The sequence below is a fragment of the Hoyosella rhizosphaerae genome, from assembly GCF_014643175.1.
In the GTDB taxonomy this organism is placed as follows: Bacteria; Actinomycetota; Actinomycetes; order Mycobacteriales; family Mycobacteriaceae; genus Lolliginicoccus; species Lolliginicoccus rhizosphaerae.
Genome location: NZ_BMJH01000001.1, coordinates 1,472,201 through 1,494,201 on the forward strand (window position 1 = coordinate 1,472,201; position 22,001 = coordinate 1,494,201).

21 protein-coding genes are annotated in these 22,001 nt (G+C 58.3%); 14 read left to right on the forward strand and 7 right to left on the reverse strand.

What is annotated here, in order from left to right:
• Position 1: 1 nt before the first annotated feature.
• From IEW73_RS06755 to crcB, 3 genes are read left to right on the forward strand one after another with little or no spacing between them, the layout of a single operon-like run.
• On the forward strand, positions 2-2,197 hold the full coding sequence (locus tag IEW73_RS06755) for an MMPL family transporter (protein WP_188671858.1): 2,196 nt from the start codon (positions 2-4) through the stop codon (positions 2,195-2,197).
• 13 nt (positions 2,198-2,210) lie between these two features.
• Positions 2,211-2,621 carry a fluoride efflux transporter FluC gene (locus IEW73_RS06760; protein WP_188671861.1) on the forward strand — a complete coding sequence of 137 codons (411 nt, stop codon included), beginning with the start codon at positions 2,211-2,213 and terminating at the stop codon, positions 2,619-2,621.
• The gene (gene crcB / locus IEW73_RS06765; protein ID WP_188671865.1) at positions 2,618-2,989 is read left to right on the forward strand and encodes a fluoride efflux transporter CrcB; all 372 of its coding nucleotides are present in this window, start codon (positions 2,618-2,620) and stop codon (positions 2,987-2,989) included. The genes IEW73_RS06760 and crcB overlap by 4 nt, the downstream gene beginning before the upstream one ends.
• 14 nt (positions 2,990-3,003) lie before the next feature.
• On the opposite strand, the gene IEW73_RS06770 is transcribed toward crcB, so the two are convergent.
• On the reverse strand, positions 3,004-3,615 hold the full coding sequence (locus IEW73_RS06770) for a DUF1707 SHOCT-like domain-containing protein (protein ID WP_188671868.1): 612 nt from the start codon (positions 3,613-3,615) through the stop codon (positions 3,004-3,006).
• A 169-nt stretch (positions 3,616-3,784) separates the two neighbouring features.
• Here IEW73_RS06770 and IEW73_RS06775 point away from each other — a divergent pair, with 169 nt between their 5' ends.
• From IEW73_RS06775 to IEW73_RS06795, 5 genes are read left to right on the forward strand one after another with little or no spacing between them, the layout of a single operon-like run.
• The gene (locus IEW73_RS06775; RefSeq protein WP_188673073.1) at positions 3,785-5,296 is read left to right on the forward strand and encodes an adenylate/guanylate cyclase domain-containing protein; all 1,512 of its coding nucleotides are present in this window, start codon (positions 3,785-3,787) and stop codon (positions 5,294-5,296) included.
• A gap of 51 nt (positions 5,297-5,347) precedes the next feature.
• Positions 5,348-6,556, forward strand: coding sequence for a lysylphosphatidylglycerol synthase transmembrane domain-containing protein (locus IEW73_RS06780; protein WP_229675798.1), 1,209 nt, complete (start codon positions 5,348-5,350; stop codon positions 6,554-6,556).
• A gap of 24 nt (positions 6,557-6,580) precedes the next feature.
• Positions 6,581-8,110 carry an adenylate/guanylate cyclase domain-containing protein gene (locus IEW73_RS06785; protein ID WP_188671871.1) on the forward strand — a complete coding sequence of 510 codons (1,530 nt, stop codon included), beginning with the start codon at positions 6,581-6,583 and terminating at the stop codon, positions 8,108-8,110.
• Positions 8,107-9,654, forward strand: a complete 1,548-nt coding sequence (locus tag IEW73_RS06790; RefSeq protein ID WP_188671874.1) for an adenylate/guanylate cyclase domain-containing protein — start codon at positions 8,107-8,109, stop codon at positions 9,652-9,654. The genes IEW73_RS06785 and IEW73_RS06790 overlap by 4 nt, the downstream gene beginning before the upstream one ends.
• Before the next feature lie 17 nt (positions 9,655-9,671).
• Complete coding sequence (locus IEW73_RS06795; RefSeq protein ID WP_188671877.1) at positions 9,672-10,061, forward strand: DUF3054 domain-containing protein; 390 nt, start codon at positions 9,672-9,674, stop codon at positions 10,059-10,061.
• Positions 10,062-10,077: 16 nt separating this feature from the next.
• Here the strand turns inward: IEW73_RS06795 and IEW73_RS06800 are convergent, their stop codons facing one another.
• On the reverse strand, positions 10,078-11,943 hold the full coding sequence (locus tag IEW73_RS06800; protein WP_188671879.1) for a penicillin-binding transpeptidase domain-containing protein: 1,866 nt from the start codon (positions 11,941-11,943) through the stop codon (positions 10,078-10,080).
• A gap of 105 nt (positions 11,944-12,048) precedes the next feature.
• Between IEW73_RS06800 and IEW73_RS06805 the strand changes: the two genes are divergently transcribed.
• Entirely contained in the window at positions 12,049-13,083 is a 1,035-nt protein-coding gene (locus tag IEW73_RS06805) for a hypothetical protein (RefSeq protein WP_229675799.1), read from the forward strand.
• Here IEW73_RS06805 and IEW73_RS06810 read toward each other — a convergent pair.
• Entirely contained in the window at positions 13,080-13,934 is an 855-nt protein-coding gene (locus IEW73_RS06810) for an alpha/beta hydrolase (protein ID WP_229675800.1), read from the reverse strand. The two genes, IEW73_RS06805 and IEW73_RS06810, sit on opposite strands and share 4 nt — an antisense overlap.
• Positions 13,935-14,036: 102 nt before the next feature.
• On the opposite strand from IEW73_RS06810, the gene IEW73_RS06815 reads away from it, so the two are divergent.
• Positions 14,037-14,807: a pirin family protein gene (locus IEW73_RS06815; RefSeq protein WP_188673078.1), complete on the forward strand. Its 771-nt coding sequence runs from the start codon at positions 14,037-14,039 to the stop codon at positions 14,805-14,807.
• A gap of 3 nt (positions 14,808-14,810) precedes the next feature.
• On the forward strand, positions 14,811-15,569 hold the full coding sequence (gene nagB, locus IEW73_RS06820; RefSeq protein ID WP_188671884.1) for a glucosamine-6-phosphate deaminase: 759 nt from the start codon (positions 14,811-14,813) through the stop codon (positions 15,567-15,569).
• A gap of 78 nt (positions 15,570-15,647) precedes the next feature.
• On the opposite strand, the gene IEW73_RS06825 is transcribed toward nagB, so the two are convergent.
• On the reverse strand, positions 15,648-16,283 hold the full coding sequence (locus IEW73_RS06825) for a class I SAM-dependent methyltransferase (RefSeq protein WP_188671888.1): 636 nt from the start codon (positions 16,281-16,283) through the stop codon (positions 15,648-15,650).
• A gap of 222 nt (positions 16,284-16,505) precedes the next feature.
• Between IEW73_RS06825 and IEW73_RS06830 the strand changes: the two genes are divergently transcribed.
• The 3 genes from IEW73_RS06830 (at position 16,506) to IEW73_RS06840 (ending at position 20,061) form a co-directional block, all read left to right on the forward strand.
• A complete protein-coding gene (locus IEW73_RS06830; RefSeq protein ID WP_229675802.1) occupies positions 16,506-17,933 on the forward strand; it encodes a dihydrolipoyl dehydrogenase family protein in 1,428 nt (475 codons plus the stop codon).
• Between the two features lie 98 nt (positions 17,934-18,031).
• On the forward strand, positions 18,032-18,610 hold the full coding sequence (locus IEW73_RS06835) for a hypothetical protein (protein ID WP_229675803.1): 579 nt from the start codon (positions 18,032-18,034) through the stop codon (positions 18,608-18,610).
• A gap of 119 nt (positions 18,611-18,729) precedes the next feature.
• Positions 18,730-20,061 (forward strand): YncE family protein, encoded by a 1,332-nt coding sequence (locus IEW73_RS06840; protein ID WP_188671894.1) that lies wholly within the window; start codon positions 18,730-18,732, stop codon positions 20,059-20,061.
• Positions 20,062-20,113: 52 nt separating this feature from the next.
• On the opposite strand, the gene IEW73_RS06845 is transcribed toward IEW73_RS06840, so the two are convergent.
• The 3 genes from IEW73_RS06845 to IEW73_RS06855 all read right to left on the reverse strand — a co-directional run bounded on the left by IEW73_RS06845 (position 20,114) and on the right by IEW73_RS06855 (position 21,937).
• Entirely contained in the window at positions 20,114-20,419 is a 306-nt protein-coding gene (locus tag IEW73_RS06845; protein WP_188671897.1) for a hypothetical protein, read from the reverse strand.
• Between the two features lie 203 nt (positions 20,420-20,622).
• A complete protein-coding gene (locus IEW73_RS06850; protein ID WP_188671900.1) occupies positions 20,623-21,246 on the reverse strand; it encodes a CDP-alcohol phosphatidyltransferase family protein in 624 nt (207 codons plus the stop codon).
• Positions 21,239-21,937 (reverse strand): TVP38/TMEM64 family protein, encoded by a 699-nt coding sequence (locus IEW73_RS06855; protein WP_188671903.1) that lies wholly within the window; start codon positions 21,935-21,937, stop codon positions 21,239-21,241. Before IEW73_RS06855 ends, IEW73_RS06850 begins: the two co-directional genes overlap by 8 nt.
• Between the last annotated feature and the right edge of the window lie 64 nt (positions 21,938-22,001).

Sequence of the window (22,001 nt, forward strand, 5' to 3'; positions counted from 1 at the left end):
ATTGTTCGCCAAGGCGGGACAGTTCGTCTTTCACGCGCGGTTCACGGTGCTCGCCGTGATGGTTGGACTTCTTGTCGCAGCAGGTGCGTACGGCATGGGTTTGGGCGACCGCCTCAGCCAAAGTGGATGGGACGACCCAGGTAGCGAATCAGTAGAAGCTGCGTGGTTGGTCAACGAAAACTTTGGGCGCGACAATCGTGGCGACGTCGTAGCACTGTTCACCGCCCCTGCAGGCAGCAGCGTCGATGACCCAGATTTCGCCGAGGCCGCACAGTCGCTGCTCTCTGACATTCGAGACAACAACCCAGACGAAGTCCATTTTGTCGACTCCTACTGGAGCTTGAACCTCCGCGCGATGGCCACACCTGACCGCCAACATGCCATTGCCAGCATTGGGTTGCTGGGCGCGAACGACACGGAAGTGCTCAGCAACTTCCAAAAGATCGAAAACCAATTCGTCTCAGATGAGATAGATGTCCAACTTGCAGGTCTCCAACCTGTCGCCAATGCCCTAAGCAAGGGCATGGAAGACGACATCAAACGCATGGAATTGATCGCGCTCCCCGCAGTCGCAGTGTTGTTGTTTTTCATCTTCCGTGGTGTCGTCGCAGCAGCGCTTCCTGTCATCACTGGTGTACTCACAGTCGCAGGCGCATGGGGCGTCACACGCCTCCTTACCCACGTCGTCGAGGTGAATGTTTTTGCCCAATCAGTGATCTCCCTGATCGGCCTCGGTCTCGCGATTGACTACGGTCTCTTTGTGGTGAGCCGCTACCGAGAGGAGTTGGCTGAAGGGTACGAAGTGCGCGATGCGGTGCGAAGAACCGTGGCCACAGCGGGACGCACCGTCGTCTTCTCGGCCACGATCATCGCTATCAGCCTTGGCGGGTTGCTGGTCTTCCCGCAGGGGTTCCTCAAGTCAGTTGCCTACGGCGCAATTGCGGCAGTGACCATCGCAGCCATCCTCGCCATTACCGTTCTTCCCGCAATGTTGTCGATCCTGGGGCGCCGAATCGACGCGCTAGGGTTCGCGAAGCTTCGCCCCACGCTGCCCGCGGACCAAATGCAACACACGTTCTGGGGACGAATCGCACAGTGGTCGATCAAACGTCCACTCCGGGTTTCGATACCCGTCATCGTTGGACTGTTGTTGCTGATGATCCCTTTCAGCAACATTCAATTTGGCGGCATGTCAGAGAACTACCTACCGCCAGACAACCAAACACGCGTAGCTCAGCAGGAATTCGACGAGCTCTTCCCCACTTTCCGCACCAAACCGATTCAACTTGTTGTCACAGGCGACCTCAGCGGCACTGGCCAAATATTGCGCCAGGCCAACGAGGTATCAGGGTTTACTGGCCCGTTCACGCTTGAGCAGCGCAACGGTGACGCTGTCATGCTCAGCGCAGGGTTGATCACCGAAGCTGGTGCCGGCGAGGCCATTAGCGATCTTCGTAGCATCAATGTTCCCGAAGGAACCGAGTTGTTCGTCGGCGGTGGTCCGGCCATCGAGCGTGACAGCATCGACGCAATGATTGACACGTTCCCGCTCATGGCGATGCTTGTCATTGTGTTCACCACAATCCTGATGTTCCTCGCCTTCGGTTCACTCATCTTGCCGTTGAAAGCCGTTGTCATGACGGCACTGAGCTTGGGTTCCACACTCGGTATCCTCACGTGGATCTTCATTAATGGTCACGGTGCGGAACTGTTGAACTTCACCCCAGGTCCCCTCATGGCGGCTGTCGTCGTGTTGATCATCGCGATCATCTACGGGCTGTCGACGGACTATGAAGTGTTCCTCGTGTCGCGAATGGTGGAAGCGCGCGCCAAAGGCGCCAGCACCAACGAAGCCATCAAGATGGGAACAGCCCAAACTGGCCACATCATCACCGCGGCGGCCTTGATTCTCATCGTCGTCACAGGCGCATTCGGATTGTCGGAAATCGCGATGATGAAATACATCGCGTACGGCATGATTGCCGCTCTGATTATCGATGCGACCGTTATTCGCATGCTTCTCGTGCCGTCAGTTATGACGATGCTGGGTGACGACTGCTGGTGGGCGCCACGTTGGATGAAACGAATCCAGGAAAAGATCGGCTTGCAAGAACACGAGCTAGTCGATGAATTGACGGCGGACACTGGCAACGCAACACCCACGATTGAGCCCGGCGAACTAGCCACCAAGGCCTAGCAGGGTTCGGCTTATGTTTCGAGGTCAGGGCCCCACAATTGCGGCCGTAGCCGCAGGTGGGGCACTCGGCGCTCTAGCCCGGTATTCCATCACCATTATCGGCGGCGGCGCAGGCAACGGTTTTCCGTGGCACCTTGTTGTGGTCAACACCGTGGGATGCTTTCTCATCGGGGTGCTCCTGGTGGTCGTCAACGAAGTTTTGACTGTTCACCCAATCGTGCGGCCTTTTATAGGTACTGGTGTGCTCGGCGGGTTCACCACGTTTTCGATGTTCGCGGAAGACACAGTCGAACTTGTTTCGGCCGGTAACGTCCTCGCGGCGGGCGCCTACGTTGGGTTCACCCTTGTTGGGGCTTTCGGCGGGGTGTGGGCTGCTATGCAGATAACACGACTGCTCGCACCGAGGCGGGGGTCAGCGTCATGATGTGGGTGCTCGTTGCTGTCGGCGCCGCAGTCGGAGCGCCTCTCCGATACCTCACAGACCGCTGGGTAGGAATTCGCTTTCCATCGGTATTTCCGTGGGGAACATTCGTCGTCAACATCACGGGCGCCGCCTTACTGGGGTTTGTCGTCGCCGCGGCAGCCGCAAACCAACACCTAGCGTCTGGGTTTCTCTTACTCTTCGCCACAGGTGTATGTGGTGCATATACGACGTTTTCTACCTTCGCCTACGAGACGATGTTCCTAGCGGAATCGGGGTCACGTACGCTCGCCGTGGCAAACGTGGTCGGTACTGTCTGCGCGGGTATTGCGGCGTTCGTTTTTGGGGCGAGCGCCTACTCGCTTTTTTAGGAGCCTGCGCTTCTTTAAGAGCCGAGCATCTTTTTCCAGGTATTGCGTAGTGAGTACTTCGCTTTGAGCGTGCCAAACCGTAGTTTTCCGCGCACAACAATGTGCAAGTGCCCTGGCGGAGGCCCGGTCTGCACCTTGGACGAGACACTGCTTGCGAAGGTTTCCACCCCGTTGAGGTCGACCGTTGTGTTTTCGTTGACTATGAGGGTGATGGAACTCATCGTGTCGTCCACAGTTACGTACACCACAGGCCCGTCCACAATTGCATGCGTGAAGTCCAGTTTTGCAGAACTGCACAGGGTCTTCACGGTTACTTCTGTCGGCACATGCCACTGGCCCTTGCGGGTCAGGTCGCCGAACCGATCCTTCAGCACAAGCGGCGCTCCAGAAGTCCGCGCGGGCATACGCGCCTCGGAATATCCCGGCGCCAACTCCGGATTCACCTGCATACCAGGAAGATCCGCGACGACTGCGTTGAGATCCCCCCGCGTGCGTGCGGCCATGGCCTGATCCATCCGGTCGCCGAACTCCGCAATCGAGATCAATCCAAGTCCCACTGCCCGCTGCAACAACTGGGCGATATGCTCGCGCTCCGCGTCAGAAACCCGCAAGTCTTTCTCGTCCATCGCTACCTCCGCGCAGGGGGAATCTGTTTCTCAGGAACCTCTCACTACCGTATCCGCCCACTACTGGTGTTGCAGCGGGGGATGTGGCAGTACCGTAATAGCGGTGAAGCTCATTCCGGGATCATTGTCACGGACACTCAGCGTGCGCTGGGTGATGTATGCGCTTTCCATGATGGTCGCCAATGGCGCTGGCGCAGCGTTTGTGTTCAGCTTCATACGCTACGTGCTGCCCACAACTCCGGGCCCGGGGTTGATTGTGGAAAGCAAAGTCAGCGAACTTGCCTTGGCCGTGTACCTCGGCTTTTCCGGTGTCGTCATCCTCGGAACTTCCATCGTCATTTTGCGGTACCTGCTGCGCTGGTACGTGCGTGGCGGCCCACCAACCAAGCGCGAACAATTTGTTGCGATGCGTGGCCCCCTACTCCAGGCGTTTGTGCACCTGCTTTTGTGGGCAGTGGGCGGCGTTCTGTTTGTTGTGCTCGTGGGGCGAGAAATGCCCGAACTTGTCGCGGCTACGTTCGTCACGGTCTTCCTCGCCGCAGTAGTCGTGTTCGGCCTGTCCTACCTCGTGGGCGAACAGGCCATGCGCCCAATTGCTGCCAAAGCCCTTGCACTCGGTGTTTTCGACCGGCGCTTTGCACCGAGTGTACGACTACGTATGTCGCTCGGATGGGTTACTGGCACCCTTGTTCCCGCAGTGGGCATCACGTTTTTGAGTGCCACACAGCTGTCGACCCCTCACATGTATGCGCCCAGGTCGTTTGCTTGGGCCGTACTGATCGTTTCGGTAGTGATGATGATGGCGGCTCTGCTCACCACCATGCTGCTCGCGGGCCAGGTCTCCACACCACTGCGAGAACTAACCAAGTCAGTCACCGACGCTCACCAAGGTGATGACGTGCAAGTCGATGTATATGACGGCAGTGAGGTTGGCCTTCTGCAGGTCGGTTTCAACCGAATGATGGCCGACTCCGCGGAACGCCGGGTCCTCCGCCAACTTTTCGGCCAGCACGTCGGTGAGGACGTTGCTCGCCAGGCGCTGCAATTCGGTACCGAACTCGGCGGTGAAACACGATTTGTGGCTGTGCTGTTTGTTGACCTCGTTGGTTCAACTAAGGCAGCGTCAACGATGCAGCCAGCCGAAGTGGTGGCCATGCTCAACCAGTTCTTCAACATTGTGATTGGCGTTGTGAAACGGCACGGCGGGTTCGTCAATAAGTTCGTGGGCGACGAAGCCCTCGCTGTTTTTGGTGCGCCCCTATATCGCGCAGATGCGCCCACAGCGGCTTTGTCAGCGGCACGTGAATTGCGTGCGGAGCTCGATTCCATGCCTGGCGTCCGGGTGGGAATTGGGGTGTCATCAGGGACCGTGGTGGCTGGAAACATTGGGTCAGCGGAGCGATTCGAATACACGGTAATTGGGGATCCAGTTAACGAAGCGGCCCGCCTCACTGAACTGGCAAAAAAGCGTCCAGGCAATGTTCTGGCTTCGAGTTTCACTGTGTACTACGCCAGCGAAGAAGAACAAGAGCAGTGGGAACTTGGTGAGTTGGTCGGTTTGCGCGGACGCACTCGCCTAACCCAATTGGCCTGGCCTAGAAATTCACAGTTTGGTCCTGGTCATGATGAATTTGATGGGCCGATGGACAGTTCTTCTTTCAGTGACGCACAGATGCGATAACAAACTGTCACCGTTACCCCAAACCGTACGTTTACTCGATACTCTGGCGACGTGACACCGTCCGCACCTGACTCCTCCGGGTCTCCACTACCCGGTTCAGGTGAAACTATGCACACCGAATCGGACAAAAGTGCGAAAAAGGAAAAGCGGGCCGGGCGGATAAAATGGCTGAGGATTGCCGGAGTTACCGTACTTGTCACTGCTCTCATCGTCCAAGGCGTAGTCCTGTGGCCAACATTTAGCGATTCTTTCCGTGCGTTGAGGGAACTCCATATCGGTTGGTTCGCCGCGTGTGTAGCCGCAATGGCAGTGTCAATGTCCGGCTTTGGCGGCGTGCAGCGCACACTTCTTCGTGCCGGAAATGTGGCGGTGTCGCAAAGACGCTCTGAAGCCGTGATTTATTCAGCGACATCCATGACGTTGACCCTTCCCGCCGGTCAGGTTTTCTCGGCGGCTTTCACGTACCGCCAGACGCGCCGATGGGGCGCAACTCATGTCGTGGCGTCCTGGCAGCTAGCTATGGCCGGTGTGATCGCCACAGCAACATTGGCAGTCGTGGGTGCTGTAGGTGCGCTAGCGGTGGGAACAACAATCAGCCCCGTCACTCTTGCGGTGTCGTTCGGTGGGATCTTCGCGATCGTATTGACCGCACGCTTCATCCAAAAACACCCGTCACGGTTGGAAGCGATCAGCCGACGAGGCCTGATAGTTGTGAATCGGTTGCGTCGCCGTCCCCGCAGCCAAGGCGTTCACCGCATTCGATCAGTCCTTGACCAGATCGAAGCTGTGCGCATGAACAAATGGGATGCGCTGAGGACTTTCTGGTGGTCCATCGTGCACCGCAGCGCCGACGTTGCATGCATGGGATTCGCGTGCCTGGCGGTCGGTGCCGAACCTCGAATATCCGGTGTCATCATCGCTTTCGCGGCAAGTAAGGCTGTCGGTTCGGTGCCGCTCGCTCCGGGCGGGCTCGGCACAGTGGATGCCACCCTCTTTGCAACGCTCACCATTTCAGCCGGATTACCTGCCTCGCAGGCGCTTGCAACAGTGTTTGTGTACCGACTTGTCAGTCTCGTCCTCGTCAATATCGTAGGGTGGATTGTGTTCTTCTTTCTTTTCCGTGCTGATCAGGCTGAAGATGCACAACTGGATCACGACTTTGCTGAACAAGCCGTGCAGAAGGCGGACGAAACCATTGCCGATACACCATTGTCGTGTGACGGCACTGATCCGAAGCGAAACGATGAAGATCGGTCCTAGCCCGGTGAGGAGTGCACCGCTGAGATGAACCGCTGGGATGTGCTACGCCAGCTCGCGCACCCTATTGTGCTGACCTATATCTTCAGCGTCCTCCTCGTAACCATGATTTCGGCCATGACGGCGCTAGTTCTCATCGGCATGGTCCTTCCGATTCCAGTGCTTGACGACGCCCAACGGATTTGGGAGACAAACGTCGGCTGGGTTTTCATAGGGCTGCCGCTCATCACATTCATCGCTCCCCTGGTTCATTTGAAGATGAGTTGGCCCAACCTTCAGTGGTTGGCCCGCGGAGGACTACCACGCCCCTACGAAGCGAAGGTGGCGCTGGGGCAAACCACTAGGCAGGTTTACATCGAGGTGTCCGCGTGGTTTGTCGCACTCGTGGGATTCGTCATCATCAACCTTCATGTGGGATCTGTAGAGCTCATCATTCTCATCATCATCGTGACAAGCCTTACTGGCGCGGTGTCGGTTGCGTTGAACTACCTCATCGGTGAGCGGATGCTGCGGCCGCTCACCGCAGTCGCCATGTCAGTGGAAATTCCTGAGGGAAGATTCGCGCCAGGCATCGGACCTCGCGTAGTGCTCATTTGGGGGTTGACCACAGCGATCCCAACAGCGGGCATAGTCATCGTTTCTGTCTCGCAGATGATCACCGGTGACGGGCAAGTTAACCCAGAATTGAACTCCGCCGTTCTTGTTCAATGCTTCATTGCGGTAAGCATTGGGATGATTGGCATTGTGGCCGTGTCCCGGTCCATTTCGGATCCGCTGCAGCAAGTCAGCAGCGCCATGTCTCGTGTCGAGGCAGGCGACCTCGCGACGCGCGTTTCGGTATATGACGGATCCGAGATCGGTGAATTGCAGGCCGGATTTAACCGAATGGTGCAAGGCCTATCGGAGCGGGAACGCCTCGCCGACCTGTTCTCCAAGCACGTAGGTGAGGCCGTGGCTCGGGCGGCAATTGAAGACGGAAACAGTCGAGGTGGCGCGCTCCGCGAAGTGACGGTGTTGGTTATCGACCTAGTTGGATCCACGGCACTGGCAACAACGGAGGAGCCTGAAGTGGTCGTGGCGTCACTGAATGAGTTCTTTGAGCAAGTAGTGGACAGGGTTGCTACTCACGGAGGTTTCGTCAGCAAATTTGAAGGCGACGCCGCGATTGCGGTTTTCGGGGCGCCCCTCGAAATCGACCTCCCCCAGGCCCACGCGCTGGCGTGTGCACGGGACCTTAAAACCGCTCTAACAAGCAGTATTCCGTTGGATTTTGGGATCGGGGTGGCAACCGGAACTGCATTGGCTGGAAATATTGGCGCGACAAGGCGATTCGAGTACACAGTCCTCGGCGCGCCCGTTCTCATGGCGTCAGAATTGTCCGATGTGGCGAAAAAGCATGGTAGTCGAGTGTTGGCGAACGCAGATACTGTCCACGCTTCGGGCGATGAAGCTGCGCAATGGCGCATATTCGCAGTCGGCGAGAAACAACTCGCCGAGCCACTGAACACGACAAGCTCCGCTACCACGTCCACCAGCGACCTCGAGGACGCACAATGACGATGGACACCCAACCGCCACAACACAGACTTGTAATTCAGCAGTGGATTCTCATCCTCAACCAGATATTCAAACCGCTGACCCTTGCTTACGGTGCGGCACTCGTCTTCGTGAACGTAATAGGAATCGTGGGAAGTTTCATACTTCTGCGCTACGTGATTCCGCAGCCAGCCAACGCTGTCATATCGCCTGAGATTCGCGCCTCGAATACCATGCTTATCTCCACGATGGTTCCTCTTGCAGTCCTCGTAGGGATCACCGTCTCATTATGGTACGCACGTCCCATCCTTTTGTGGATGGTAGAAGGCGGAGTTCCGAATCCCCGGCAGTACGCCATCATCGTGAGCGCACCCGCTAGACAAACCGCAGTTATTGGCCTTCTTTGGGTAGCAATAGCATTGGTGTTTGGTGTCAGCGTCTTACGCACAGGAAGTCCCCAGTTCACCGCGATGGTGGTGGCCACTTTCCTTTCCAACGCCATCATCTTTTGCGCACTGAGCTATTTCATCGCCGAACGCATCCTGAGGCGAACCATCGCCGAGGCTATGAGCGGCCGCAGCGTGGATACCCGCACTGCCACCACCGTCACGCTGCGCCTCATGATGATGTGGCTTGTCACCGCCGCGATCCCCTTGGTCTGGATCGCGCTTGTTGTGTCGTTCCGATTCTTGTCATCGTTCTTTCCTGACACCGAACAAACGGCAAGCGCCGTAGCGATTCTTGGCATCTTCACGATAGTCGTCGGCTTTGTCGGTATGACCGTGGTCGCGAGATCGATTGCAGACCCGGTAAAGCAGGTGAGTTCCGCGATGGCCGAGGTTGAATCTGGTGATTACAGCCGAGCCGTTCCGGTCTACGACGGTTCTGAAATTGGGCGTCTGCAGTACGGCTTCAATCAAATGGTCACGGGTCTCGCTGAGCGCGAAAGGTTGAGCTCACTGTTCGGTGCGAGAGTCGGCAAGGACGTGGTGCAAGAGGTTCTCGAACGTGGTGGTTCACTAGGCGGGGAATCTAAAGAAGTTGCCGTCATGTTCGTCGACCTCGTAGGTTCGACGAAACTAATCGAGACGTGGCCTCCATACCGAGTCGTGGCGATGCTTAACGAGTTCTTCGAGGTAGTCGTTGACACAGTGCATGCTCACGATGGGATGGTGAACAAGTTCACCGGCGACGCAGCGCTAGCAGTGTTTGGTGCCCCCGTTCCTCTCAAGAACTCGGCCACCGCGGCGCTGAGCGCTGCCAGGGAACTTCGATCCCGAATACCAGCCACCACGAAACTCAACTTCGGCATTGGGGTTTCGATTGGCCAGGCTGTGGCCGGCAATGTTGGTGCACGGGAACGGCTTGAGTACACGGTCATCGGAGATCCAGTCAACGAGGCCGCCCGACTCACTGATCTAGCAAAGTCGTGGACCGGCCGGGTACTGGCAAACTATGACCTCGTCCAACAAGCAGACCCAGCAGAAGCAGGGAGGTGGCAACCAGCGTCATCTGTCACTTTGCGCGGACGGCCAACTCCCACAATCCTAGCGGTACCGCGATAAGGCGCTACTGTGGAGAGGTGAATTCTCCACGGGCCGTTACTCTTGCTGTCGTTATTGATGTCATCGCTGTAGTCGCATTCGCCATCGCGGGACGAATGCACCACAACGAAGCAGCGACCGTGTTTGGCGTCGCTGAAACCGCTTGGCCGTTCCTTATCGGGCTTGCGGCCGGTTGGATTACCGTGCTGAAGGCTCTGCAAGTGAGCAATGTTTTTGCCATCGTCCCTGCTGGCATCGCCGTGTGGGCGTGGACCATGATCGGCGGAGTCGTGATCCGATTCCTCACTGAGGCCGGAACCGCGTGGGCCTTCATTCTTACGGCAACCCTCATCACCGGCGTACTTCTCCTTGGGTGGCGACTCGTTGCGCTGCTTATTTTGCGCCTACGCACGCCGCGCAGCGTCTAGTACCTGCGTCAAGGCCCTACTCGGCTTCAGCGTCCACATCGTCGGCGTCAATTAGGGGTTCTAGGAACCGGTCGGCCGCAGCCACGGCAGGTTCCGACGATCCCGCGCTACCCACGAACACGGCGAAGGCAAGATCGCCGTCGATCCCAATGAACCAGCCATGTGGGGCTTGATCGGAATCCACTTCGGCGGTCCCTGTCTTCCCGATAAGACCTCGATAGCGCGCAAGCTCAGAGGCTGTGCCGCGTTCCACCACGCCACGCATCAGGTGCTGAATTGACCGAGTTAATTCAGCGGGCAGCGGTGGAACAATCTGGTCTGATTCACCAGGTTCGCCTTGGAGCAACATCGGTGCCGGGGTACTACCCCGGGCAATCGTGGCCGCCAGAAATGCCATTCCAAACGGAGACGCAACATTGCGTCCCTGCCCAAGTGCCGCTTCGACTCGGTCAATGCTTGATGTGTTTACCGGAACATCACCGGTGACCATGGTGAGGCCCGGAACTCGAAAGTTCATCCCGAGGCCTGTTTGCATCCCAACGTCATGCAACGCTTCGTCACTGAGTGACAACGCCAGATCAGCGAAGGTGGTGTTGCACGACTGCGCGAATGCCTCGTCAAAGGCGATGTCCCCCAGATCGAGGCCGTCAATGTTTGGGATGTATCGACCAGCGTAAATCCCGCTCGGTGGGCACGGAACGACACTGTTTGGAGCTACCTCGTCGATCATCATCGCTGCCATCGACGTGATGGGCTTAAAAGCCGAACCCGGCGGATATAGGCCACTGAGCGCAATTGGCCCCTCCGCATCCGCGGCTGCGTTCTGAGCGACGCCGAGCACAGCGCCTGTGCTGGATTTGACTGCGACAATCGCCGCTGGTGTGTCCAGGTCCTCGATCGCTTTTTGTGCTGCGGTCTGCACCTCGAGGTCTATCTCCGTGCGCACGTCGGGCAGCGGAATGCCTGGGGACTCCGCGAGAATATGCGAAGCCTCCGGACCGACGATCTCAACGGCCCATCCGGCTGACTGCTGCTGGCGCTCGTCCCACTCGTCTTGTAGCTGCCCAAACAACGGGGATGCGAGTTCACGGCTGGTGCTGAGCATCCGGGATTGTTGTTGCACGCTGACACCGGGTATTTCCTCAAGCGCGGAGGCTACGCCGAAATAATCCGAATCTCGCAGCACGACAACAGTCACTGTTGTGCCCTGCCCGGCGTTGATTGAGGACAGCAGCGATGCCGCTGTGATCTGGGGGTCGATGGGCTGCAATAGCTCTGCAAGGGATTTGGCAACTTCCCCGTTGCTGCGCGCTCGCGCGGGGGTGACGGAGACCAGGTGGACGGGTTGCTCCGTCATTATTACTTCCCCGTTGCGGTCAACAATATCGGTGGGAGCGGGCGGTTGCGGACGGAAACGTACCGTCGTTTCGTCCGTCAAATGGGGTACAACAACGTCCGGGCGCCACACCACGCGCCAGCCATCTGAGCTCCGTGTTGCAGTTCCGCTAGTGGAAAATGCCCATTCGCGCGGTCCATACGCACTATCGCCAAGGTCCCACACTGCGCCAAGCGTGAAAGTGGCCCCCTCGTCGCCCACGCTGAGCCCTTGAACAGCGAATTGCGCCCCATCATGCGTGAGCGATTCGTAAATGCCCTCAAGGTCGTCACCAGCACGCGCAGGGTCATCGGTGAGCGCGGCGGCCCCGGGCAGATCGCCATCGGTGAGCGCCGCAGTGAAATCTCTGATGGTGCCAAGGGGTGACGATTCTTCGACATGCGATTGACACGCAGTTAGCATGGCCGCGCCCAGCACGCCAACGATCAGCAACACCGCTGTAGCGGATCGCCTCTGAAGCGTGTTTACGGACCGACTTTGATGCACAGCACCGATTGTGCCTGGCAAACCAGTAGGCGTGCAGGGCGGAGCGTGATTCTTAATCGAATCCCAGGTAAGCAAAAAGCCACAAACACCCCTATCCTTGCAGACGTGGCTACTCCAGATGATGATCGCACCCCAACCAGTGCAGACAAGATGCTCGCGGCATTCACCAGCTACATCACCGAGAAGCTCACCGGCGACAACTTTGTCGAGCTAATTCACAGCGAAGTGGATTATGCGCTCGCCTCTGCTGCTCAACTCACCCTCGGCGAGGTCATTACGTGTGAGCAAGTCACCGATGTTGCCCTCAAATACGCCTCTGAGTGGCGGATCAAGGGAGCAATTCCCGAACTAGCGGGCGAAATCGCCACCCGCGTATACAAACGCACAGTCAATGAGGCTGACGAACAGATCGCTGACGTTGTCGACGACCACCATTTCGCTGACTTCGCCGAAAAACTCACGAGCCTGCCCGCATTTCGCCACCTCGTAGAAGGTATATACGAGAGCCCACTCACTGCGAACTGGGTCGCCTGGTTCATGTACCGCTTTGCGATCGACACCTTGCGTCACCAGCGTGACGTCGCTCGCCGAATTCCAGGTCTGAGCTCGTTGGTGGACATCAGCGGTCGTATCGGGTCAAGGGTTGCACCGGGCGTTTCCGACGCCGCCGAGTTGCGTTTTCGCGAGTTCACAGAACGAGCAGCGCACTACTTGATTTCACAACGCAAGAGCGCCGATGGGACCGTCGATCACGAGCCTATTGTCGACGCTGCTCTGGAAATGTGGGACGAGCACTCTCATGACCCAGTCAAGTCGCTGATCGCCACAATCAGCACAGACGATATTGAGGACTTCCTCATTCTCGGGTTTGAGTTTTGGCGCGACTTCCGACGCACCAGCTACTTCAGGCAAATCGTGAGCGAAGGTGTGGGCTACTTTTTCGAGAAGTACTCCGACGCCACACTGGCTGAGATTCTCGACGAAGTAGGTGTCACACGGGACGACATGATTGAGGAAGCACTGCGCTTTGCACCACGAGTTCTCGAGGTCACTATCGACAACGGGATGCTGCGGAATCTAATAGAACGCCACTTCGCCCCATTCCTTGAACAGGACGAAGTGGCTCGTTTGCTCCGCTAGGGCGTCGCTACCGAATTAGCGAGCCTCGGTGCCAACCACTCCGTGAAGTCACCGAGCACTTGCTTCTTCTCCGGCTCGTTAAACAATTCGTGGTAGAGGCCTTCGTAGACGTGCAACGTGCATTCCGTTTCTGTCACTAGGTCAGGAATCATTCGGCTGCCGTCTACGTCGGTCAACTGATCAGCGTTTCCGTGCAAAACCAGCGTCGGGACCTTCAGTGACGGCAGACGCGAGGGAAACGATTCCATCGTCAGTACGAGATGGCGTGCAATCCCGGCAGGAATCATGCCGTGATGCACCATGGGGTCGGCCTCATACTTGCGCACAACTTCAGGGTCACGGGAAACTGCCGATGCATTAACTTTCTCCACCGGAATCCACGGCAAAAACCGGCCTAGGATCTTCCCCACCGTGACGACAATTTTGGGAGTGCCCGTCGCCAACTTCACGGCTGGCGCCGAAAGCACTAGGGCCTTGAGATGACTTCCCTTGTCGAGGGCATACGACAGCGCGATAGCCCCACCCATGCTGTGGCCCAGCAGAAACACAGGAACGTCAGGAACCTGCGCCCGCGCGATGTCCACAACGGAATCCAAGTCGGTGGTGAGATCGTCCCACGCTTTTAACGCCATTCTTGGGCCACCGGACTTGCCATGCCCTCGGTGGTCCGGGGCGTAGACCGCGATGCCGTGCTGCGTCAGTTCCTCCGCGACATGGGCGTACCGCCCCGCATGTTCCCCAATGCCATGAGCGATCACCATCACCCCAGTTGGGTTAGTGCTTGGCTTCCACACCTGATAGACGATTTGCGTTCCATGAACACCATTAAATGACGACTCTGAATGCTCCACGTGCCCGATTCTAGGCGCGAAAAGCGCTGGACTCGATTTGCCGCACGGTGAGCGTGTGCGCAGCGACCGGTATCATCGCAACCACGCGTCCTGTAGGAGGCAATAGTGGCACGTGCGATAGCAGTATTCGGCAGCGGCGACCGTTTCCACACATCAACGTCCTGGCTGGATTCTTGGCACTCGTTTTCCTTCGGCCCGCATTACGACCCGACCAATACGCACCATGGTGCGTTGCTCGTCAACAACGAAGAGCGCATAACTCCCCTTGCCGGTTACGACTCCCACCCCCATCAGCACAGCGAGATCCTGACGTGGGTGCTCGAAGGAACATTGGTTCATCAGGACTCCAACGGAAACAACGGGGTGGTGTATCCGGGGCGTGTTCAGCGGCTCAGCGCTGGGAGCGGTGTCCTGCATTCAGAGCGCAACGACCCGTGGCCGTCCGACGGCGAAGCACCAGAGCAACCAGTACGACTCATACAGATGACGGTCACACCGGATGAGACTGGCACTGCGCCGGACTACGCGCACGCCGATGTCGACGACCAACTCGACGCGGGTGGATGGGTTGCCCTCGCATCGGGCCAGCCCAAACACGTCGACGACGCTGGCGTTCGGATCCGTAATACAGGTGCCACGCTTTTCGCGGCAAGACTCACCGCCAATACAGGATCAACTAGTGCACAATTGCTGTGCCCCGAAGGCCCCTTCGTTCACCTTCAGGTTGTTCGCGGATCCGTCGATATGGAAGACGTCGGCGCACTTTCAGTTGGCGACACAGTGCGACTGACCAACACAGGTGGCCACGCGATTACTGCAACGAGCGACGCCGAAGTGCTCGTGTGGGAAATGCACCGAGGACTGTGGAGTTAACTCATGAGAGTCCTCATCGAACCCGACGAAGCTGCTGTGGCTCGCACCGCAGCGAACGCCGTCGCACCGCTGGTGCGGCACGCCACCTGCAACCTCGGTGTCGCAACAGGTTCGTCGCCTGTACCCACGTACCGCGAACTTGCCCGACGCTGCGCCAGCGGCGAGCTGAACTTCTCCGGCGTTCATGTTTTTCTCCTCGATGAATACGCCGGACTTCCGCAACAACACCCGCAGTCCTATTTCTCGACAATCCGACGAGATTTCACCACCGCCGTTGGGATCCCCGACGACCACATCCACGGCCCAGACGGATACGCTGAAAATGTGTTTGAAGAGGCCGCCCAGTACGACCGGCACCTCACTGAAGTCGGTGGAATTGATGTCCAAATTCTCGGCATCGGCAGGAATGGACACATCGGGTTCAATGAACCCATGTCATCGCTGGCGAGCCGAACTCACGTCGCGGTGCTCACAAACCAAACTAGGCAAGACAACAGTCGCTTTTTCGCCGCAATCGACGATGTTCCTCGCCGAGCAATAACCCAAGGCTTGGCCACCATTAGCGAGGCTCGCTCGATCGTGCTCATCGCGACAGGACCTGCTAAATCATCGGCCCTAGCCGCAGCAATAGAAGGACCCCTGAGTGCGCGCTGCCCGGCATCGGTGCTGCAATTGCACCCCAACGTCACTATCATTGCCGACGAAGAAGCCGCACAGGACCTCGAATTCGCCGACTACTACCGGCAGCGATCGGCCCACTAGGGGAACCGTTATGTCTCGGCTGAGCCGCGCACGCGACCGTATGCGCACAGCGCTTCAGCAACACCACGGCACCCGAGCTCAATCGCGTGGGACAGTCCCCACTCGAACTTGAATATGCCCGCCCCGCAGGCTGACTGAATCCACGTTCGTGCAGCGTTGCTCAAGCCTGGTCCACGGGTGCGCGTGAATATCTGCGCCTCCAGCCCGGCACGCAGCCCGTGCGAGCGGAGCCCACACCGCTGACCGCCCCGTCGGCACCTGCATGTCAACCACTGCAACGCGGGCACCTGGTTTACACGCAGCAACCATCGTGTCGAACGCTGCGCGCCAATCCGCCATCAGGGACAGCGAATAAGTGGCAATTGCGGCGTCGAACTTTTCACCACCGAGGGCTTCACACAGTGCCTCTGCAGTTGTCCTTGTTGCGTCGGCTGTTGCAAGACTGACGTTGCTCCACTCATTGACGTGCGCTTTCCTGCTTGCCTGCGTGATCATGTCAGAACTGAGATCAACGCCCACGAGCCAACCATCTGGGCCAATACGGTGCTGAATGTGCCCGAAGTTAAGCCCAGTGCCGCACCCCATGTCCAACACCTTCGCCCCGGCACGTAAGCGCATCAACTTCAGCGCCGCTTCCCGGCCCGCGCCGTACACCGGCCATTCAAACGAAATCGCGTCATAGAACTGCGCCGACGCGGTGTACTTTGCTGGCATAAAGTTCCTTAGTTTTCTGAGGAAGCAATCCGACGACTCACCGGGTTACTAGTCTGTGGACCGCACAGTGCCATAAGTCAACGGTGTCATAGCTCAACGACGGGAGGGAAACTCAAGCCGATGCTCAGTGACATCACTGTGGGCACGCCGCACCCTGCCACCAGAGTCGTCGATTCAGCGAATGCACAAAGTCGTCAACCAACTCGCACAAGGGGACATACAGTGACGCAGCCACAACCGTGGGATTTGCTCGTAGTCGGTGGGGGTTCAGCAGGAATTGTTTCAGCCAAAACTGCCGTTAAGCTAGGGGCAAGTGTGCTGCTAGTGGAATCGCATCGCACAGGAGGAGACTGCCTGTGGACAGGATGCGTGCCGTCCAAATCGCTCCTCGCTGCCGCCCATCACGTCGCTCACGCTCGCCGTGGGGCCGAAGTCGGTGTTCACGTCGGTGACATCACCGTGGATTTTGCAGCAGTGATGGCGCACGTGCGCTCAGCAATCAGCACGATCGAACCGATCGACACTCCTGAGGCTCTCGAAGCTGATGGCATTACGGTTGTGTCAGGCCGAGCCGTCTTCACCAGCCCTCACACCGCTGACGTCAATGGTAAATCGGTGAGGTTCCGCCAGGCACTGATTGCCACCGGAGCCGCGCCCATACTTCCGCCCATTCCTGGCCTAAACAATGCGCTTACAAGCGAAACCGTGTGGGATCTTGATGAGCTTCCTGCTCGACTCCTTGTGATCGGAGGCGGCAGCATAGGGTGCGAACTGAGCCAAGCTTTCGCCCGTCTCGGCAGCGATGTCACACTCGTCGAAGCTGGACCACGGGTGCTTCCGGCCGAATCACCGGCCGCCTCCCGCATCATCAACGATGTACTTGAACACGACGGCGTCACCATCCACACAGGCCAATCGGTATCCCACATCGAGGGAACTCGAGCGGTTCTAAGCAACGACGACACAGTCGAGTTCGACCAAGTGCTCGTCGCTGTTGGCCGTGCCGCGCGAACAGATAAACTTGGCCTCGATGCCGCCGGTGTGCGCGTCAACGACCACAAACAGGTGATGATCGACCGTCATCTTCGCACCACAAACCCGCGTATCTGGGCCGCCGGGGACGTAACCCCATTACCGCAATTCACTCACACCGCCGGAACCTTTGGCAGCCTCGCAGCGAGCAACGCAGTTTTGGGAATTCGCCGAAAAGTGAACACAGCGCTGATTCCTCGCGTCACATTCACAGACCCTGAGGTTGCGTCAGTCGGCGAATCCACGCCCACAGTGAATTCGCGACTGCGCGAACACACGGTCACCCACGACCACCTCGATCGAGCAGTCACCGAGAATTCCACGAGAGGATTCTCCAGCCTCGTATTCGACCGTAAGAGTCGCCTTGTCGGCGCAACAGTTGTCAGCCCACGCGCTGGGGAGACCATCGGTGAACTCACCCTCGCAATGAAACTTGGCCTTCGATCACGCGACCTTGCCGGCACGATTCACCCCTACCCCACCTACAACGACGGAGCATGGAATGCTGCCATCGCCGATACACGCGACCAGCTAGCGTCGCCTGCGGCGAAACGCACGTTCTCTGTGCTCACTGGCATACGGCGGAAATGGCTTAAAACAAAAAATAAGTCCGTATAAGCGGAATGTCCGAATCACGCAAGCGGGTTCCCAGAGCGTACGGAGACTTTCTGGCGACTGCCAATTCCGTGTGACGACATTTCTGCAAAGGAGAAATCATGACCACCCACACGCCACATAGTTCAGGCCATGCTGTCGCAACTGCGGGTTGGGGTAAATGGGCTGTCACTGGTGCCATCGCGGGCATCATCGCGTCATTAGCGATGGCAGCCTTTGCCATGATCGCCGCCGCCACCTACCAGGGCGTTGGGTTCTTCACCCCGCTCTATCACATTGCCTCGTCCGTGATTGACGGCGAAGCCATGATGCAGTCGATGGAAGCAGGGATGGCAGGAGACAACTTTGTCTTCATCGTCGGACCTGCCATTGTCGGCGCGCTAGTACACATGATGGTCGGCGCTGGTTACGGCATCGTTTTTGCTGTTATCGCGAAGCTCGCACAATTGCGTGGAGCTATCCTCGTCGCTGCAGGCGCGGTGTACGGATTCCTGGTCTTCGTCGCAAGCGCATGGGTGCTGCTCCCGCTGACCGCAACCATCCTCGGCGGCGGCGACCCGATCCGCGACATGGCAACGATGGTCGGATATCCCACGTTCATCGCCGAGCACATCCTCTTCGGCGTCGTTCTTGCGCTCGTGCTGATTCCTGTTGCTGCACGGCGCGCAGCTCACCGCTGAGGTCCCCAAAGAAACAGGCTAGGCGGCGGCCCGACACGCCGCCTAGCCTGTTTTGTGCTTTTTGCACCTTAAACTCGCAGAAAGTGAGTAATTCAGAAATTAATTGAAGGGTGCACTAAATGGGCTTTGGGTATCGCCATCGGGGAAAAATAGCAGTAGCGGGAACATGCGCTATCGCCCTCGCAGTGACAGGTTGCCAATCCGAATCAAACGACGCTGGTACTTCCTACGAAGTGTGGGGGCTCGACCAGGCAGATACCCGCGAGGACGGCGGCGGGCACCTTTACATCTGGGCAGGCGCCGACATCAGCGAAGGCTCCCCCGGTAACGCGACACCCACAATTATCGACCTCGGTGACGCAGCTGAAGCCGCCGGATGCGATGTCGCCAAGCGCCCTCACATGGCCCTGACAAACAACACTGATACCCCAACGCACGCGATCATCTCCAACGTCGCGTCGGGCGACACCCACTTCATGGACATCGACACCCGCGAGATCGTCGGGTGCATCAGCACTGTCGACGGCTTCAACGGTGCTGGCGGATCACACGCCGCGCATGCATCAGTCGCAACACCTGACGACAGTATGGTCATTGTGGCCGACATGAACCACGGCCCTGACTCCGGTTACCTTCACAAAATTCGCACCGACTACAGCGCCAACGATTTCGAGCTCGTCGAAACGCTTCCCCTAGCCGAATTCGCGGATGCGCTCGGCACCGACACCGTCCGGCCCATTTGTCACGAGTTCACCAACGACGGCAAATTCGCCTACGTCACTCTCGCGCACGGCGGACTCCTCATCGTCGACGTCGGCTCCGCGGACGCCGAAAGTCCGATGCAGGTCACTCATGTTCACGAAGCATCAACCATGCCTGGCGCAGGTTGTGGGGCATTCCCCATCTCCGATGACCTCATGATCACCAACGGTGAAAGCGGCGCCTCTGGCGGCGATGACTTCATGTTCTTCCACGACACATCCCGCATCAGCGACGGCGAATTCCCCACACCAGAAGTACTGGAGCTCCCCGGCGACGACACTCACGGCACAGCCTTCTGCACCTCCACAGACGGCCGCGAATACGCCCTGTCTTTGATGCGCGTGAGCAACGACATCAACATCATCGACCTCGAATCACGCGAAGTGGTCCATACCACCACGATGGCAACCGAATTCAGTCCCAACCCAGCGCCGGACCTGGGGTTCATCCGCGGAAACCAGATGTTCGTCAGCTTGCGAGGAGCACAACCACTCACCGCAATCAATGACCTCACGGATGCCGCCCGCACGCCTGGCATCGCTGTCCTCACAGTCAGCAACGATTGTCACTCCTTCACATGGGAGGAAAGCGACCTACTCGCGATGGACGCCAACCCCAACACCGTCGACGTTGATGGCGTCGAAGTGTCAGCGTCAGACCCACACGGCATGAGCATCATCGAACGGTGATCTCGGGGCGGCACGGACGTTTAAGGCACCAGCGTTTTGCCTGCTGAATGCGTCAGAACTCCGTGCCGCCTTGTCGCGCGCCACGAATCGCTGCGAAAAACTCGTGAACCTGCGCGCGCTCGCTGAGCGGCACAATCAACTCGGTATATTCGCCACGGTCACTGATCCCCCCGTTAGGCAACCGAACCCCCACCTTCAGCAACAAATCTGGCTCCTGGACATTCGCCTCCACGCCCACCTGAGACACATGCCACCTCTTCGCCGGACCGCGGGCATCGAAAATCTCCAGCACAAAGTGATCGAGTACCAGAATGTACCGATCAGCCAGCGCACATTCCCGATACGTTCGATTCATCATCGCTTCCCCCTTTTGCCTCACTGGCACTGTCCCAGTGTTTCACCATAACCAGATCCGCGACGGCAGGAACCCACGATGGGACGCAGCACCCGCAATATGGGTACAGCCGGTGGAGGTAGCGCAGGCACTCGTTCCTCATGGCAACTTATGGCGTGTTTGATACATCTGGTGTATCGAAATCACCATAAGTTTGCCCTAGGTCGTCATCGCAGCGCGTGGTAGCCCGCGATGATGCGGTGCGCTGCACTCGTCCCGACAACAATCGCCCACACCACGGCGATGTACCACCCCAGCATGGGAAATAGCAGCCAGAGGCTGTGCACAACAATGGTTTCTGCGCCTTCAGCGAGTCCACCGAGGAATGACAATGATCGCCCGTCGTCGAGGGTGCGGTCGTAGCGTTCGGCGATCGAGGAGAACGCCAGAAACGCCGCCCCGTTGATGTAGTAGGCCAGCAAGACAAGCAGAAACGGCCACATCGGTGCGTCGTAGGCGATCCCCACACCGATTGCTACACCTACAACGGTGCTGCCGTAGACGACAAAATCCGCTGTGATGTCGTAAAACCCACCGGCACCGCTACTGTGCCCTGTTCGGGCGGCACGGCGGCGAGCAAGCGGACCGTCGAGTCCGTCCGCGATGCGCGACGCTAGCCACAGCAGCAGGGCGATCGTCCACCATTGCAGAGCTGCAGTGACAGCACTGCCTAGCCCCAGGGTCAGACCAACGGTGGTGATGCGGTCCGGGGTGATCCAACTGCGGTCCAAGTAGGCGGCAACCACAGCGAGCGGTTGTTCCAGCTTTTCCCGAATCTGTGCGTCAAACACGGTCCGGTTCCTGTCGTGAGCTAAGTTCTGGGCGCTTGTTCTGCATTCTCCTCGCCGCATACCCGCCACCCACAGTGAGCACAATGAACGCGGCAATCGCTGCCGCAAATGGCCACGACAATGGTTGGGTGCCGAAAGCGCCCAACGCGACGTAGCTCATCACTCCTGGGATTATGCCGAGCGCTGTGCCGAGGAAATAATGCCGGAACCGGATTCCACTGATCCCGCCCGCGTAATTGACCAGCCAAAACGGGAAAAGCGGCACGAGGCGGACGATAAGAACGGAGGCAAACCCTCGACGGCGCAGAAAGAGCACTGCAGTGGCGGTTTTGGGGCCCCCGTAGCGGCTCAGCGCATCAGCGCCGAGGTGCCTGCCGAGAATGTAGGCCAGTGACGCCGAGAGCATTGCCGCAGCAAACACCGCAGCGATTCCCCCCGCGAACCCGAACAGCACTCCCGCCGCAATGCTGAGCACACTTGCCGGGGTTGGTGTGAGACTTAGCCCCGCGTAGGCGAGAACAAACACCAGGACCCCCACAAGTCCGGCGGCGGCCACCCGGGCACGAATTTCGTCAGCACTTGGAATATCGACAAACCAAGCGATGACGGCACCGATAATGAGCAATGCCCCCAGGATGGCGAGCTTCACCAGAGGTGACAGCTTGCGCTCGTTGACATCTTCTTCAGGCACTAAGTTCTCCTCGTAGGGTGAAGCGCTACGGAGCAAGTCGATAAACCAGTCTCGTATCGGGAAG

Bases quoted from the DNA above. Each gene is read 5' to 3' on its own strand.
- IEW73_RS06790 (WP_188671874.1), top strand. From the start codon at position 8,107: ATGACGATGGACACCCAACCGCCACAACACAGACTTGTAATTCAGCAG.
- IEW73_RS06760 (WP_188671861.1), top strand. From the start codon at position 2,211: ATGTTTCGAGGTCAGGGCCCCACAATTGCGGCCGTAGCCGCAGGTGGG.
- IEW73_RS06785 (WP_188671871.1), top strand. From the start codon at position 6,581: ATGAACCGCTGGGATGTGCTACGCCAGCTCGCGCACCCTATTGTGCTG.
- IEW73_RS06770 (WP_188671868.1), bottom strand. From the start codon at position 3,615: ATGGACGAGAAAGACTTGCGGGTTTCTGACGCGGAGCGCGAGCATATC.
- nagB (WP_188671884.1), top strand. From the start codon at position 14,811: ATGAGAGTCCTCATCGAACCCGACGAAGCTGCTGTGGCTCGCACCGCA.
- IEW73_RS06775 (WP_188673073.1), top strand. From the start codon at position 3,785: ATGATGGTCGCCAATGGCGCTGGCGCAGCGTTTGTGTTCAGCTTCATA.
- IEW73_RS06845 (WP_188671897.1), bottom strand. From the start codon at position 20,419: ATGATGAATCGAACGTATCGGGAATGTGCGCTGGCTGATCGGTACATT.
- IEW73_RS06840 (WP_188671894.1), top strand. From the start codon at position 18,730: ATGGGCTTTGGGTATCGCCATCGGGGAAAAATAGCAGTAGCGGGAACA.
- crcB (WP_188671865.1), top strand. From the start codon at position 2,618: ATGATGTGGGTGCTCGTTGCTGTCGGCGCCGCAGTCGGAGCGCCTCTC.
- IEW73_RS06835 (WP_229675803.1), top strand. From the start codon at position 18,032: ATGACCACCCACACGCCACATAGTTCAGGCCATGCTGTCGCAACTGCG.
- IEW73_RS06825 (WP_188671888.1), bottom strand. From the start codon at position 16,283: ATGCCAGCAAAGTACACCGCGTCGGCGCAGTTCTATGACGCGATTTCG.